Origin of the sequence: Dactylosporangium darangshiense (assembly GCF_039537565.1) — a bacterium.
GTDB lineage: Bacteria > Actinomycetota > Actinomycetes > Mycobacteriales > Micromonosporaceae > Dactylosporangium > Dactylosporangium darangshiense.
In genome coordinates this window covers 199,342-213,595 of sequence record NZ_BAABAT010000003.1, presented here as the reverse complement: position 1 = coordinate 213,595, position 14,254 = coordinate 199,342, and the positions used below count along the sequence as shown (strand labels likewise).

Here is a 14,254-nt window from a genome sequence, read left to right as displayed (position 1 = left end):
GGTTGGGGAGGGACAGGCGTAGCGGGAGGGGCTGGGACGGCCGGGAACGGGGGCCCGGGTCCGCGGGTGAGCACGTCCCGGCCGGCTGTGAAAGGGCCGGGTCGGCGAGTGGGGCATGTTTCGGCTAGCTGTGAAGGGGCCGGGTCCGCGGGTGGGGCACGTTTCGGCGGCTGCGAACGGGCGGGGTCGGCGGGTGAGGTAGTCCCGGCTGGCTGCGAACGGCCCGGTTCGCGAGTGGTGCACGGCCGGGCCGGCTGTGAAGGGCCGGGGTCCGCGAGCGGGGCATGTCCGGGGCCGCGAAGGGTTCCAGGGACGGGCCGGGGAGGTGGGCCGGATCGGCGGGCGGTGTCAGCATTGGTAGGTGACCAACGAATCCCGACGCTCCCTGCACGGGTTGGCCGAGCTGGTGCTCGCCGGCCCCCAGCACCGCGCCAGCGGCACCATCCGGCTGCGGGTGACCGAGGACGGCTTCGCCACGGTGGCGGCGCCGGACCTGCGGGTCACCGCCGACGCGCTGTACGCCGGGGACCGGCGCATCGCGCTGGCCGGGCGGTCCTTCGCCGACGTCGCCGCCGAAGCCGGGGTCGATCCCGGCGTGCCGCGGGACGTCTACCACGACCACTCGGGGGCCGAGCCGGGCGACACGATCGTGCTCGACGGCGCCGCGACCCTCCTCGCCGCGTTCACCACCGGCGACCGTGCCTTGCGCGCGCTCGACCCGACCGCCACGCCGGTGCTGTGGCCGGAGCACTTCGACGTCGGCATCTCCCTCGACGAGGTGAACTACGGGGTGTCGGCAGGGGACGTGACGATCGGCGAGCCGTACGCGTACGTCGGGCCGTGGACACCGCGCACCGGCGACTTCTGGAACGTCTCCTTCGGCGCCGCGTTCCCGATGCGGGAGCTGCCGGACCTCCGCGCGTTCTTCGAGGAGGGCCGCCAGCTCGCCGCGAAGGGCTGACCCGGCCTCCGCAAGCCGCTTGCGCAGGCCGCAAGCGGCTTGCCGGCATCGCCAGCCGCTTGCTGACCGTGCAATTGGCTTGCCGAGGCCGCGGGCGGCTTGCGGACGGCTGCAGGGCTTGCGGACGGCTGCAGGGCTTGCGGACGGCTGCAGGGGCTGCCTGAAGCCGCAAGCCGCTTGCCGAGAGCGCCAGGATTGCTCAAGCCGCAAGCCGCAAGCCGCTTGCCGAGAGCGCCAGGATTGCTCAAGCCGCAAGCCACAAGTCGCTTGCCGAGGGCGCCAGGGTTGCTCAAGCCGCGAGCGGCTTGCTGACGGCGGCAGGGGCTTGCCGAGGCCGCGAATGGTTTGCCGGCGGCGGCGGGGGCAAGCCGCTTGCGGCGGGCGGCTGTGGCTTGCCGCGGGCGGCTGTGGCTTGCCGAGGCCGCAAGTCGCTTGCTGAGGGCGCCAGGGGCTTGCTCAAGCTGCGAACGGCTTGCCGACGGTGGGGCAGGAGCTTGCCGAACCGCCGAAGCGTGTGAAGGCCCGTACAGGGGCCGTGTGAAACCTCCTTGCAGGTGTCGCGGGAAGCGGGGTGCGGACGTCGATCGCGGTGCCAGGCGGGGAGTGGTTTTCCAATGGTGCGCTGGGCAAGGCACGATGATCCCGTGGATTCCGTGCAGCGCGTGACGATCTGGGACGAGCAGGTGACCACGGGCGAGCGTGCGGCGCTGGCCCCCGGGCGGCCGGAGGGCCTCGACCGGAGCCCGGACGTGCTGGTGATCGGCGGCGGCGTGATCGGGCTGGCCGCCGCCGCGATGTGCCGCCGCGCCGGGCTTGGAAGGATCGTGCTGCTGGAGCAGTCGCCGCGGCTGGTGCCGGGGGCGTCCTCGGGCAACGGCGGTGCCATCGCACCCGACATGCATGTGCTCACCGATCCTGCCGAGTTCGTGGCGTTCGGGCGGCGCAGCCGTGACCTGTACCGCGAGCTCGACGCCGAATGGGGCGGCGCGATCGGGGCCTGGGCCACCCGCTGGCTCGACATCCGGCCGGCGGAGCAGATCCCGGCGGGCGTGTGGCGCCGGCTGGACGCGGACGAGGTGCGTGAGCTGGAGCCGGACGTACGGGTCCCGGACGGTGCCGCGGCGGCGCTGGTCGAGGGTCAGCTCGCCGTGAATCCGCAGCGGCTGGCCGCGGCGCTTGCGCGCCGGGCGGGGCAGGTCGCCACGGGTGTCGGCCTGCTCGGCGTCAGCGAGCAGGGCGGGCGGGTCTGCACCGTGCACACCACCGCCGGCGACTTCTCACCGGGGGCGCTGGTCGTAGCGACGGGGCTCCTGCCGCGGCCCTGGCACCGCTTGGTGCCGCAGCGCTGGATCAAGGGGCACATGCTCGCCGTCGCCCGCGGGCCGTGGCGGCTGCGCAGCGTCCTTGCCGGGCCGTTCGGGGGCGGTACGCCGCTGCCGTGGGGCGGCGTCGTGTGCGGCGGCACCTTCGACGACGGCGACACCACCCGCGACGTTCGGCCGGAGGTCGCCGACCCGATGGCGGCGGCCCTGGCGACCCTCGTCCCGGCGGCGGCCGGCGCGCGGATCGCGCACCGGTGGTGCTGCTTCCGGCCGTATGTCGAGGGGCGCCAGCCGGTCATCGACCGCCTGCCCGGCGTGGACAACGCCTGGTTCGCGGGCGGGCACTTCACGACCGGCATCATGATGGCCCCGGCGACGGGCGCCGCGCTCGCCGAGTGGATCGCCACGGGCGCCGCGCCGGCCGACGTGCGCACGTTCACGCTGCCCGGCCAGCGAAACCCGGCCTAAGCGGACCCGGCCTAAGCGGACCCGGCCTAAGCGGACCCGGCCTAAGCGGACCCGGCCTAAGCGAACCCGGCCCGGCCCGACCCGGCCCGAGCGGACCCGGCCCCGCCCGAGCGGACGCGGCCCGAGCCGACGCGGCCCGAGCCGACGCGGCCCGAGGCGACGCGGCCCGAGGCGACGCGGCCCGAGCGCCGGACTGGTGAAACCCGGCCTAGCGGCCGCGGCGGTTCCAGCGCAGCGGGCGAGGATCGAACGTCCACAGCAGCCGCCGCCACCACGGGCGGCGGGCGCGCAGGTCGGACAGGTACGCCGTCGCGTGGGCCGCGGCCCGGGCCGCCTGCGGTTCGCCGGGGCCGCCCGACGGGGTCGCGAAGGCCGCCGCGTTGACCAGGCCGGCCAGGTCGTTCAGGTCGTCGGGCGGGGGAGCGGCCGGGCGCAGCGTGCGCGTCCCGGCGTGCGCGCGAGGCTCGGCGGCCGTCGCGGCGTAGTGCGCGACCTCGCCCGCCGTCAGATGGGGCGGTGCGGGGCGCCCGGCCTGGCGCAGGCCGGCAAGGACCTCGTGCCAGGCGGCGTCGATCCGCTGCGCCGGCGGGCCCTCGGTGAGGCGGCGTTTGCGGCGGCGGGAGAGCACTACGGGTACCGACGCGAAAAAACCCAGGACGAGCAGGAACGCGGCCGCGGCGGCCGAGGCGGCGATCAGCGGGGCGGAGCTCGCCGCGGCGACGGGCGCGGGGGTGGTGGCGGCGGCGGAGCGCGACGGGGGCGCGGATGCGATGTCGGACGGCGGGGGCACCGACGGCGGCGGGGGTTGCGACGCGGGCGGCTTCGGGCGGAAGTCGTCCTCGACCGCGCGCTGGACGGTGTCGGCCTTCGGCAGCGGGTCGAACGCGACCCAGCCGAAGCCGGTGAACTCGATCTCCGGCCAGGCGATCGCGTCGCCGCCGCGGACGGCCTTGTCGTCCTTGTGGGTCCGGAAGCCCACGGCGACGCGGGTGGGGAGGCCGGCGAGGCGGGCCAGCACCGCGAACGCGGCCGTGAACTGCTCCGACGTGCCCTTCTGGCCGCCGGTCTGCTTGCTGCCGAAGAGGAAGTGCTCGACGTTGGGGTACGCGTGGCCGCTCGGCGCGTCGCCGACGAGCTTGTAGTGCTCCTCGAGCCACTGCTGGATGGCGAAGGCGCGCTGGTAGGGGTTGGAGACGCCCTCGCCGAGGTGGGCCGAGAGCTGGGCGATCGAGTCGGGGACCTTGCCCGGCAGGGCTAGGAAGCGGGCGGCCTCCTCGGGCGTGGGCACGTCGGCGGCGAAGAGGGCCTGGTCGTCGGGGCGGGGGCGCTGGCGGGAGACGACCGTGTACGTCATTCCCTTGCGCAGCTCGTCGTTGAGCGCGATCGTGCCGGTGTCGGCGTCGTAGGCGACGCGGACGCCGTCGACGCGCTGCGGGGTGGCGGCGCCGGGGAGCAGGCGGCCGTCGAGCTCGTCGATCGTGATGGTCTGGGTGAGCTCGGGGCCGTCGCCGTCGGGGCGGCCCAGGACGCGGCCGGCGTTGCGGTACACCGAGCCGATCCGCCAGGTGATGCCGTCGTAGTCGTTGAGGACGGCCAGGCGGATCAGCGGCTGCGCGGACGCGCCCGGGCCGGGGGTGACGGCGGCGTCGAAGAGGTGCTGGTTCTTGTTGAGGTTCCAGCCGGACAGCCGCACGAGCGGGTTCTCGTCGAGGGCGTCCAGCTGCGGCGGGGTGACGTAGTGGCGCGGGTCGACGGGGGTGTCGTTGCCGCGGCCGGCGACGGCCGGGCCGAGCAGCTGCGACAGGACGATGACGACGGCGAGGCCGGCCGCGGCGCCCGCGCCGACGCGCAGGCCCAGGGTGCGCCGCTGCGAGCCGGTCAGCGTGTCCGCGGCGAAGTCCGGGCGGGAGCCGGCGATGAGCCCGACGATCGCGAACGCGGCGTAGGCGAGGGGGATCCACGTTGTCGCGCGGGCCGCGGTGGTGTCCGGGCCGACGAGGTACAGCGCGCCGCCGAACAGCAGCGTCGGCGGCGCGTAGGACAGCAGCACCCGGCCGTACCGCACGCCGATCTCGGCCGCCAGCAGCCCGGCCAGCCACGTGGTGATGACCGGCAGCAGCACGGTGTCCGGCTGCGGCTCGATCGGGATGAGCGCGGTCAGCAGGCGCGGGATGCTGTTGCGCAGCGCCTCCCGGGCGATCTCGGGCACGGCGCCCGGGACCTGGCCGGCCTGTGCGGAGACGCGCACCGTCACGTACGTCATCGCGGCCAGGCCGAGCACCGACGCGGGCGCGGCGCTCCAGCCGGGCAGCCGGCGCACGGCGACGCTGACGAGCACGGACGCGGCGGCGGCGACGGTGGTCAGCAGCGGCAGCAGGGTGCCGTTGTAGATCGGGGCGAGGGCGAGGCCGGCCAGCACGAGCATGCCGAGCAGCGCACCGGGGACGAGCAGGCGCCTCACCATGCCTGGACCCCGTCCCACGCGGCGGCGAACTCCTCGCCGTCGCGCACGGCGAGGACCACGACCCGCTCCAGGGCGGGGGTCGCGTCGCCGAACACGCCGGCGACGAGCGTGGGGTAGGCGGTGCGCAGCGTGCTGACCTGCGACAGGTCGGGGTCGCCGGTGAGGTAGACGAGGGTGTCGCCGAGGCGCTGGGTACGCAACGTCGAAATGGTTGTTTCGGACATTGCCGAAAAATCCGATTCGGCCAGCAGGTCGAGGTAGTCGCGCGTCGACGAACCGGAGGCGTGAGCGCCCGACAACAGGCGCAACGCGATCGGCAGCTCCTCGCGGAACGCCGCCATCACCAGCGACGCCGCCGCCTCGCACGCCGCCTCGAACCGCTCCGGGTCCGCGTACGAGGCCCGGCGGTCGTCCAGCAGTACCACCAGGCGCGGCAGGCTCGTGTCCAGCTGCTCGCGCACCATGAGCTCGCCGACCTTGGCCGAGGTGCGCCAGTGCACCCGGCGCAGCTCGTCGCCGACGACATACTCGCGCAGCGTGTCGAACGTGATCGTGCCGTGCGGCACCCGGTCGTCGCGCCCGTCGAGCGAGCGCGTGATGCCGGTGGGGACCGCCGAGAGCCGGTGGACGCGGGGGTACACCCAGACCTGCGCCGTCCCGCCGTAGCCCCGGGCCAGGGCCAGGAGCCCGAGCGGGTCGCGGCGCACCACGCGCAGCGGCCCGATGGCCACCACGCCGCGGCGGGCGGTCGGCACCTGGTACTGCGCCGTCGTCTCCCCGCCGGCCTTGAGCCGCAGCAGCGGCACCGGGATCGAGGCGGCGCCGCAGCGGTCGTGCGCGACGAGCGTGGCGCCGCGCATCCGGCTGGCGTTGCCGACCCGCAGCGTCACCGTGCTCGACTCGCCGCGCATGACCCGGTCCGGCTCGACGGCGCGGGCCACGGTCAGCTGCGGGCGCCACCACACGTAGGCGACGGCGAACACCAGCGCGGCGACGCACGCCGTGCCGAGGACGACCAGGTGGGGGTACCCGAAGACGAGCCCGACGCCGAGCAGGGCCGCGGCGGCGGCGCACAGCCCGGCACCGCGAGCGGTGAGGCGCATCGGCTCAGGCCGCGACGGGCGACGGCACGGCCACCGCCTCGAGCACCTGGCGCACCACGTCGGCCGGTGCCACGCCGCGCACCTGTGCGTCGGGCGAGAGCACCAGCCGGTGCGCGAAGACCGGCTCGGCGAGGGTCTTGAGGTCCTCGGGCACGACGTACCCGCGGCCGTCGGTGAGCGCGTAGGCGCTCGCCGCGCGGGTCAGCGCGATGACGCCGCGCGGGCTGACCCCGATGCGGATCTGCGGGTGGGAGCGGGTCGCGTTGGCCAGCCGCACCGCGTAGCCGAGCAGCGGATCGGCGATGTGCGCCCGCCGGGCCAGGCGCACCAGGTGCGCCATGGTCTGCGTGTCGGTGACCGGGTCGAGGGCCTCGGGGGAGCGGGTCACGGCGCCGCGCAGCACCTCGATCTCGACGGCCTCGCTCGGGTAGCCCACGGCGAGCTTCATCAGGAACCGGTCCAGCTGCGCCTCCGGCAGCCGGTAGGTGCCGTCCATCTCGATCGGGTTCTGCGTCGCGACGACGAGGAACGGCCGCGGTACCCCGTGGCGCACCCCGTCGACGGTGACGTAGCGCTCCTCCATGACCTCCAGCAGCGCCGACTGCGTCTTGGGGGAGGCCCGGTTGATCTCGTCGGCGATGACGATGTTGGCGAATACCGGCCCCGGGTGGAACTCGAAGCCCCGGGTCGCCTGGTTGAAGATCGTGACGCCGGTGACGTCGGAGGGCAGCAGGTCGGGCGTGAACTGGATGCGCCGCCACTGCCCCTGCACGCTCGCGGCCATCGCCCGGGCCAGGGTCGTCTTGCCGACCCCGGGCACGTCCTCGAGCAGGACGTGCCCCTCGGCCAGCACCGCGGTCAGCGCCAGCCGCACCACCTGCGGCTTGCCGAGCACGATCGACTCGACGTTGCGCGCGAGGCGGCCGATCAGCTCGGCCGCCGCGCCGATCTCCTCGGCGCTCGGTGGGCCGGCCGGGGACTGTTCAGTCGCGATCACGGTGCTCCATCAGCATTGCTTCAGCGGCCCCGTGCCGCTGGGCAGATTGAACCAGGCGTACGGGATGTAGTTCTCGCCCTTGAACTGGATCTTGATCCACTGGGTGCTCTTCTTGCCGCCGTACGGCACGGCGTTGATGCTCACGCTCGTATTCGTCTGGCAGATCGCGACATAGCTCTCGCCGTTGAACACGTCGCCGATCCCGCTGCCGCTCTGCGATGGGGTCTTGTAGACCCAGATGCCGCCGCCGGAGGCGGTCGGGCCGCAGTAGGTCGGGTCGTTGCAGATGACCGTGCCCTTGTACACCGGGGTGCTGATCGACCCGTTGCCGCTGGCCGTCATCCCGGCGCCGTTGGTGATCGACACGGTGTAGGTGTACGCCGTGTCGGGCCACAGGCCGTTCATCGTCAGCGAGCCCGAGCAGGTGCCCTGCACGCCGCCGACCCCGGCGACGTCGAGCCGGCAGGTGCCCGGCGAGCCGCCGTCGGTGGACGTGAAGTGCGCGGTGATCGAGTTGAGCGCGGCGGTGTCGGCCCCGTCGTCGACGGTCATCTTCGGCGCCGAGAGCGTGGTGCCGGAGCCGGTGGCCGCGGCGCCCTGGCCGGCCTTGTTGACCGCCCGCAGCTGGATCGTGACCGCCTCGGCGTCCTTGAACCCGCCGAACTCGTGCGTGAGCGCGGTGTCGATGGTCGTCTTGGTGCCGTTGACCGTGGCCTCGTAGCCGGTGATCGGCGAGCCGTTGTCGGCCGGCGCCTTCCACGCCGCCACGACCGTGCCGCGCTTCGTCATCGACGCCTTCACGGTCAGCGTGACCGGCGCGCCCGGCTTGTTGAACGGCACCACGGACGGGCTCAGCGGCGACTGCGCCGAGCTCGCGCCGATGTCGTTGATCGAGGCGACCTTGAACGCGACCTGCGTGCCGTAGGGCAGCTCGCCGGCCTTGACGGTCAGCGCCGGCGTCGCGGACTCGAACGTCTTCGCCTCGGCGGTGGACACCGTCGTCACCACGTACTTGGTGATCTTGTGGCCCTGCCCGTTGGCCTCCGGCCACGTCACCGCGACGGTGCCGTCGGGGTTGGCGGTCGCCGCGACGCTCGCCGGCGGGTCCGGCACGTCGCGGGTCGGCACCACCGGGTTGGCCGCCTTCTTCGGCCCGTTGCCCTTGGCGTTGACCGCATAGACGGTGAACTTGTACGTCTGGCCGTTGGTCAGCCCGGTGATGTCCAGGGAGCGCAGGCTCGCGCCGACCTCGTGCGGCGGCTGCCCGTCGCCCTCGACGACGTACTTCGTGATCGCGCTGCCGTTGGGCGGCGCCGCGGTCCACGTGACCCGCGCGACCGTGTTGCCGGCGACCGCGGTGACCCGGGCCGGCGCACTGGGCGGGCCGACGGGCGGCTTGGTCGGCGGCGGTGGCGGCGGCGCGGGCGGCGCGTCGCCGCCGAGCACGTCGTTGGCGTACTTGTTCACGGTGGTTACGTGGTTCTTGCTGTCCACGACGGTCGCGGTCTGGCCGGCGGGCGCGTTGATGAACATCCGGTCCTCGCGGACCTCGATCTCCAGGGGCTGGCCGCCGGTCCTGATGCGGATCGGCTCGAGCGCCTTGCCCTGCGCGTCGAGCACGTAGACGGTGCCGGTGGCGTCGTCGGCGCAGTAGAAGCGCCCGGACCAGGCCACGCACGGCTGCAGCTGCGGGCTGTCGCCCGGCACCGCGAAGTCGCTCACCTTGTCGTTGTTCACGACGTACACGTGGCCGCCGTCGACCACGGTGACGGGCACGTCGCCGCCGACCGTGCGGCCGGGCATCGCGCCCTCGCCGCTCAGCTGCAGCGGCACCTTCTTGACCTCGTCGCCGCGCAGCGTGGTCAGCGTCGTGGCGGTCTTGTCGAGCACGGCCACGCCGGTGTCCAGGATCGACAGCGCCAGGTCGTGGCTGGGGTCGGCCACGTCGACGGTCCTGACCTTCACCGGGTCGCCGGTGAACCCGCCGCCCTGCCCGCCGCCCGGCGAGGGCTTCTTGGCCGGCGCCGGCTCGATCGCCACGACCGTGCCCTCCGAGGGCACCAGCAGCCACAGCCGGCCGCTGTCGTCGAACGTGCCGGGCGAGATGCCCGGCGGGAAGCTCAGCGTCTCGCCGACCGGCAGCAGCGTGGCCGGGTCGAGCTGGCGGACCTGGCCCTGCACGGTGTCGACGATGAACGCGGTGTCGTCGTGCACGGCGATGGTGACGCCGAGGCCCGGCGTGGACTGCGTGGTCGCGCCGAGGCTCAGGCTCGACAGGTCCAGCACGCTGATCGTGCCGGTGCTGAGGTCCCGCAGGATCACGAAGCGGTCGCTCTGGGTGACCTGCATCGTGTGGCCCTGCGCATCGGTGATCTTCGTGCGCGTGTCGACCTTGCCGGTCACGCCGTTGACGCGGGCCATCTCGCCCTTGTCGGTGCTCCACAGCCAGGCGCTCACATCGAAGCTCGCCACCGCGTGGTTGGCCGCGCCGGTGCCGAACAGCGTCAGCCCGAGCACCGCCACCAGGGCGATGACGGTGCCGAGGGTCACCAGCCCGCCGCTCGCGCGCGAGCGCAGGTTCAACCGCATCTGCTCACCATCCGGGCCCCCCTCCGGCGAAATCGGCGCCATCATATTCCCGTCGATGTCTGCGTGACACCCGCGGGTGCGCGCGGTGTCCGCGCTGGAACTCGGCGTGTTGGCGCCGTTACTTGCGCTTGGTGCAGGCGAGGTCCGACAGCTGCACGTCCTGCGTGCCGTAGACCGCGGCCACGGTGAAGCAGTACTCGAGCTTGGCGTTCAAACCGCTGATGGTGTACTTCGTGGTGCCGGCCGGCAGGCCCTGCAGCTCACGCATCGCGCCCTGGCTGCCGCCGGCCACGACGAACGGCACGGTGCCGGGCGACGGGTCCTTCCACGTGAGCGTGATGCTCGTCTTGTCGTCCTTGAGCTTGAGGTCGTGCGGCGCCCGCGAGCCGCCGAGCGTGGCGTGCGACGCCGCCGGCGCGGCCGAGGACGCAGGCGTTCCGGTCGGCGGCCCGGCGGTGGTGCCGTCCGGGCCGGCCTGCTTCGCGAAGAACGCGATCGCGGCCGCGGCGCCGCCGCCGAGCACGGCGACGATGACGATGACGACGATCGCGAGCATCGGCGAACGCCGCCGGCGGGGCACCTCGTCGATCGGCAGCGGCGGTGCGGTCGCCGACGACGGCGCCGGCGCGACCTGCCACGACGGGCCGGACATCGGCTCGTAGTCGGCGCGCTGCAGCACCCCGGGCGCGGTGCGCTGCCACGGCGCCGGCTGGTACTCCTGCGGTTGCGGCCGCGGTGGCGGTTGCTGCCGTTGCTGTTGCTGCTGGATCAGCAACTGGCGCTGGCGCTCCTGCTCCTGCAGCTGCTGCAGCGACAGGGTCGGCTGATCGTCCTCGCGCGGCTCGGGGCGGTAGACGGGCTGCTGGGTGCCGAACCCGTGCAGGGGCGGCAGCGGCGGTACCACGGAAGGCGGCGGCGAGACCGGCTCCTCCGCCAGCGTGCGCTCGTCGACCGGCTCCGGCTCCGGCTCCGGCTCGGGGATCGGCTCGGGCTCGGGTGCCGGTTGGGTGACCTGCGGCTGAGGTTGGCGCGGTGGCGGGGTCACCGGGTCGAACGTGACCGTGGGCGCAGGCGAAACCTGGCCGTCGCCGCCGGGCTCGGGCAGGCCGAGGTACTCCCGGGCGGCCCGCACGCTCGGGTGCTGCTCGCCGAGCGCCTGGGGCCCGAGCTTGGCCAGCTGGTTGTACCGCCGCTTGGCTTCGAAGACGTTGCCGAGCTCGTCGGCGAGGCGGGCCAGCTCGTAGGACAGGGCGAGCATGACCGCGTGCCCGTTGCCGAGCCGGTTGTACCCGGCGGCGAGGCCCTCCTCGAGCACCCGGCGCGCGTCGGCGAGCTCGCCGAGGTCGATGTGGTACCGCGCGAGCTGTCCTGTCGCCGCCAGCACGTCGGGATCGTCGGGCCCGAGCGTGCGCACCGCGTTGCCGAGCGCCTGGTCGAGCAGCGCCAGCGCGCCCCGCTTGTCGCCCTGCGCGGCGATCGCGTGGGCGCCGTGGAGGGCGTTGGTCAACTGGGCCGACGAGGACACGCGGATACTGTGCCCTGTCCCACCTCCCGGACGCCACCCGGTGCGGCCTATGTCCCACGATCCGCGCACCGGACCGTCCGCTCACCGCCCATCGACCGGTCTGCGGGTTCGGACGTGCCGGTTTTCGTTCGGGCTTGTCGGGACGCGGCCCGGTGCCGTCCCACGATCGGCGCGCCGCGGCGACCGACCGGCCCGTAGCGCTCGTCCGGACGTGCCGCGATCGGCTCGCGTGACTGGGCCGCGCTTGGCGGCGCGATCGATACTTGTCGGATGGCGAAGGAAACGCTGGGCCCGCTGCCCGGCGCCCGGGAGGCCCGCGACCCGTCCCGGGCGATCAAGCGCGGCCCGAGCCGGGTGCCGCCCGAGGTCGTCGCCGCCACCCAGCGCGACCGGCTCTTCGACGCCCTCGTGCACACGGTCGCCGAGAAGGGCTACGCCAACGCGACGGTGAGCGACATCTGCCGCGCCGCGGGCGTGACCCGCCCGGCGTTCTACGCCCTCTTCGCCGGCAAGGACGACGCCCTCATCGCGACCTACCGCCACGGCACCGACCTGCTGCTGAAGCTCATGGAGGACGCGTACCGCGCCGAGCGCAACTGGCGCGACGGCGCCCGCGCGGCCTTGCGCGTCATGCTGCAGGTCCTCGCCGAACTCCCCGCGTTCGCCGCGACGGCGGTGGTCGAGATCGACGCCGCCGGCCCGCACGGCCGGGCCGAACGCGCCCAGCTGCTGCGCCGCTTCGACCGCTTCTTCGCCGAGGCACCGCGCGCCGCCGACCTGCCGATGCCGGAGGAGCTGGTCGAGACCATCGTCGGCGGCATCTACGCCACCGTGTACCGCTACGTCGCCGCCGGCCGCGTCGGCGAGCTCCCGGCGTTGTTGCCGACCCTGTCGTACTTCACGCTCGTGCCGTTCGTCGGCCCGGAGGAGGCGGCCCGCGAGCTCGGCTCGCCGGCCGGTGCTTCGGCCGGTTCTTCGGCAGCGTCGCCGGCGGGCAAGCCGGCGGACTGCCGGATCAGCCCGTAGCGTTCGCATTGATCCCGACAAGTCGGGCGCTGGCGCGCCACGACTTGTCGGATTTATACCTGGCCAGGCGATAAATCGGCGCGAATAGGGCGCCGCGGCACGTGCCTGGTTGATTGGGCGGGGCGTGCCTCGGGACGGTCGCGGCGGGCGGCGGTCGCGGCGGGACGTGCCGGGCTGAGCGGGCGGCGCGCGCCTCAGGCGGGGTGCGGCGGGCGGCGTTTCCCTCCGCGACGCGCGTGGTCGGATCGGACATTTCCGATATGTCATTTCACGCGGCCGGCGAAAGCCCGGCAACAGAGCGAGTGCCACGGCAGGTTCCGGCAGCCCGCTCGACGCCGGCGGGCGGCGCAGAACTTAGCGAGCCAGCGCGGCGACCAGCTGTACCGCACCCTCGATGGCGTCGTCGAAGGACCGCTGCGACCCCGAAGCCCGCGCCAGCACGTAACCGCCCTGCACGATGGCCACCACGGCCGCGGCGATCGCGTCCGGGTCCGGGCCCTCGCGCAGCTCGCCGTCGCGCTGCCCGGAGGCGACGAGCGCGGCCAGGCGCCCGCGCAGCCAGGCGAACGTCTCCTCGATCGGGGCCCGCAACGCGGGGTCGGCGACGAGGTCGGGGTCGGCCGCGTGCCGGCCGATCGGGCAGCCGCGCAGCGCCGGCCGCTCCCGCCGCAGGTACGCCGTGATCCGCTCCAGCGCGCTGCCGTCCCCGCCCAGGACGGCCTCGGCGCGCTCCCGCTCGGCCTCCGCCGTGCGCGACAGCGCGGCCACGGCCAGCTCGGCCTTGCCGGCGAAGTGGTGGTACATGCTGCCCTGCCCGGCGCCGGCCCGCTCCTGGATGGCCTTCGGGCTGGTGCCGCCGTACCCGCGCTCCCAGAGCAGGTCCTGCGCGCTGGCGACGAGCCGTTCCCGTGCGTTCACACAGCCAGCGTACCTACCGGTAGGTACAACCGGCCCTACGCGGTGCGCGGGCTGAGCCGGCCGGGCAGCGCCGAGCGCTGGTACGGCACCCGCTGCGGCGGCAGGCGGTGCAGCGTTGCCCGGAACGAGCCGGGGGACTGGCCGGTCTCGCGGGCGAAGAAACGGCCGAAGTTGGTCGGCTCCTCGAAGCCCAGCTGCCGGCCCACGTCGGCGACCGGCAGCTCGCTTGTGGCCAGCACGCGCTTGGCCTCCAGGGCCACCCGCTCGTCGATGAGCTGCTTGGCGCTGCGGCCGGTCACCGCGAGGCTCGCCCGGGTGAGGGTGCGCACGGAGCAGCGCAGGTGCTCGGCGTAGTCCTCGACGCGGCGGTGGCGCACATCCCGCTCGAGCTCGGCGCGCAGCAGGCCGATGAGCAGGTCGGCCGGGGTGCGCCCGGGCACGGGCGCGAGCGCGGCGATGCGCATGAGCAGCACCGCCATCGAGTGCGCGAGCAGCGTCGCGCCGAACGGGGTGCCGCCGTAGCGGACCTGGTCGACGCCGATCTGCGCGATCTCGGCGACGATGGCGTCCTCGTCCTCGCCCGCCGGCTGCCAGCAGGCGGGCGCGAACGGGTCGCCGACGAGCTCCGGCAGCGGCAGGTCGGGCAGCAGGCGCGGCGAGAACGTCAGCACGGTCGCGTCGAAACCGGCCTGCCCGCCGAACTGGTGCACCTGGCCGGGGCGGCCCCACAACAGCGTGCCGGGGCGGCACGCGTAGGTGACGAAGTCCAGCGCGTGCGTGCCCTGCCCGGCGCTGACCAGGATGACGACGTGGTCCGAGGTCCGCACGGGGGCTCGGCCCATCGGCAGGTCGCTGAGCCGAGCCGCGCAGACGGGTTCACC

At 74.2% G+C, this 14,254-nt stretch carries 10 protein-coding genes; 3 read left to right on the top strand and 7 right to left on the bottom strand.

Annotation, left to right across the window (positions count from 1 at the left end; all coding sequences use genetic code 11):
• Positions 1-361 precede the first annotated feature (361 nt).
• Together ABD901_RS07670 and ABD901_RS07665 are read left to right on the top strand one after the other, a co-directional pair.
• Positions 362-961 (top strand): hypothetical protein, encoded by a 600-nt coding sequence (locus ABD901_RS07670; protein ID WP_345122743.1) that lies wholly within the window; start codon positions 362-364, stop codon positions 959-961.
• 644 nt (positions 962-1,605) lie between these two features.
• Complete coding sequence (locus tag ABD901_RS07665; protein ID WP_345122741.1) at positions 1,606-2,751, top strand: NAD(P)/FAD-dependent oxidoreductase; 1,146 nt, start codon at positions 1,606-1,608, stop codon at positions 2,749-2,751.
• A 208-nt stretch (positions 2,752-2,959) separates the two neighbouring features.
• Here the strand turns inward: ABD901_RS07665 and ABD901_RS07660 are convergent, their stop codons facing one another.
• The 5 genes from ABD901_RS07660 to ABD901_RS07640 all read right to left on the bottom strand — a co-directional run bounded on the left by ABD901_RS07660 (position 2,960) and on the right by ABD901_RS07640 (position 11,429).
• Entirely contained in the window at positions 2,960-5,215 is a 2,256-nt protein-coding gene (locus tag ABD901_RS07660) for a transglutaminase TgpA family protein (RefSeq protein WP_345122739.1), read from the bottom strand.
• Entirely contained in the window at positions 5,209-6,318 is a 1,110-nt protein-coding gene (locus ABD901_RS07655) for a DUF58 domain-containing protein (protein ID WP_345122737.1), read from the bottom strand. Before ABD901_RS07655 ends, ABD901_RS07660 begins: the two co-directional genes overlap by 7 nt.
• Before the next feature lie 4 nt (positions 6,319-6,322).
• Positions 6,323-7,312 carry an AAA family ATPase gene (locus ABD901_RS07650; RefSeq protein WP_425556672.1) on the bottom strand — a complete coding sequence of 330 codons (990 nt, stop codon included), beginning with the start codon at positions 7,310-7,312 and terminating at the stop codon, positions 6,323-6,325.
• 12 nt (positions 7,313-7,324) lie between these two features.
• Positions 7,325-9,904 (bottom strand): fibronectin type III domain-containing protein, encoded by a 2,580-nt coding sequence (locus ABD901_RS07645; RefSeq protein WP_345122735.1) that lies wholly within the window; start codon positions 9,902-9,904, stop codon positions 7,325-7,327.
• A gap of 118 nt (positions 9,905-10,022) precedes the next feature.
• Positions 10,023-11,429 carry a fibronectin type III domain-containing protein gene (locus tag ABD901_RS07640; RefSeq protein ID WP_345122733.1) on the bottom strand — a complete coding sequence of 469 codons (1,407 nt, stop codon included), beginning with the start codon at positions 11,427-11,429 and terminating at the stop codon, positions 10,023-10,025.
• Between the two features lie 270 nt (positions 11,430-11,699).
• On the opposite strand from ABD901_RS07640, the gene ABD901_RS07635 reads away from it, so the two are divergent.
• Positions 11,700-12,455, top strand: coding sequence for a TetR/AcrR family transcriptional regulator (locus ABD901_RS07635; RefSeq protein WP_345122731.1), 756 nt, complete (start codon positions 11,700-11,702; stop codon positions 12,453-12,455).
• A 354-nt stretch (positions 12,456-12,809) separates the two neighbouring features.
• On the opposite strand, the gene ABD901_RS07630 is transcribed toward ABD901_RS07635, so the two are convergent.
• Positions 12,810-13,373 carry a TetR/AcrR family transcriptional regulator gene (locus ABD901_RS07630; RefSeq protein ID WP_345122729.1) on the bottom strand — a complete coding sequence of 188 codons (564 nt, stop codon included), beginning with the start codon at positions 13,371-13,373 and terminating at the stop codon, positions 12,810-12,812.
• 35 nt (positions 13,374-13,408) lie between these two features.
• Positions 13,409-14,200: a helix-turn-helix domain-containing protein gene (locus tag ABD901_RS07625; RefSeq protein ID WP_345122727.1), complete on the bottom strand. Its 792-nt coding sequence runs from the start codon at positions 14,198-14,200 to the stop codon at positions 13,409-13,411.
• Positions 14,201-14,254 lie beyond the last annotated feature (54 nt).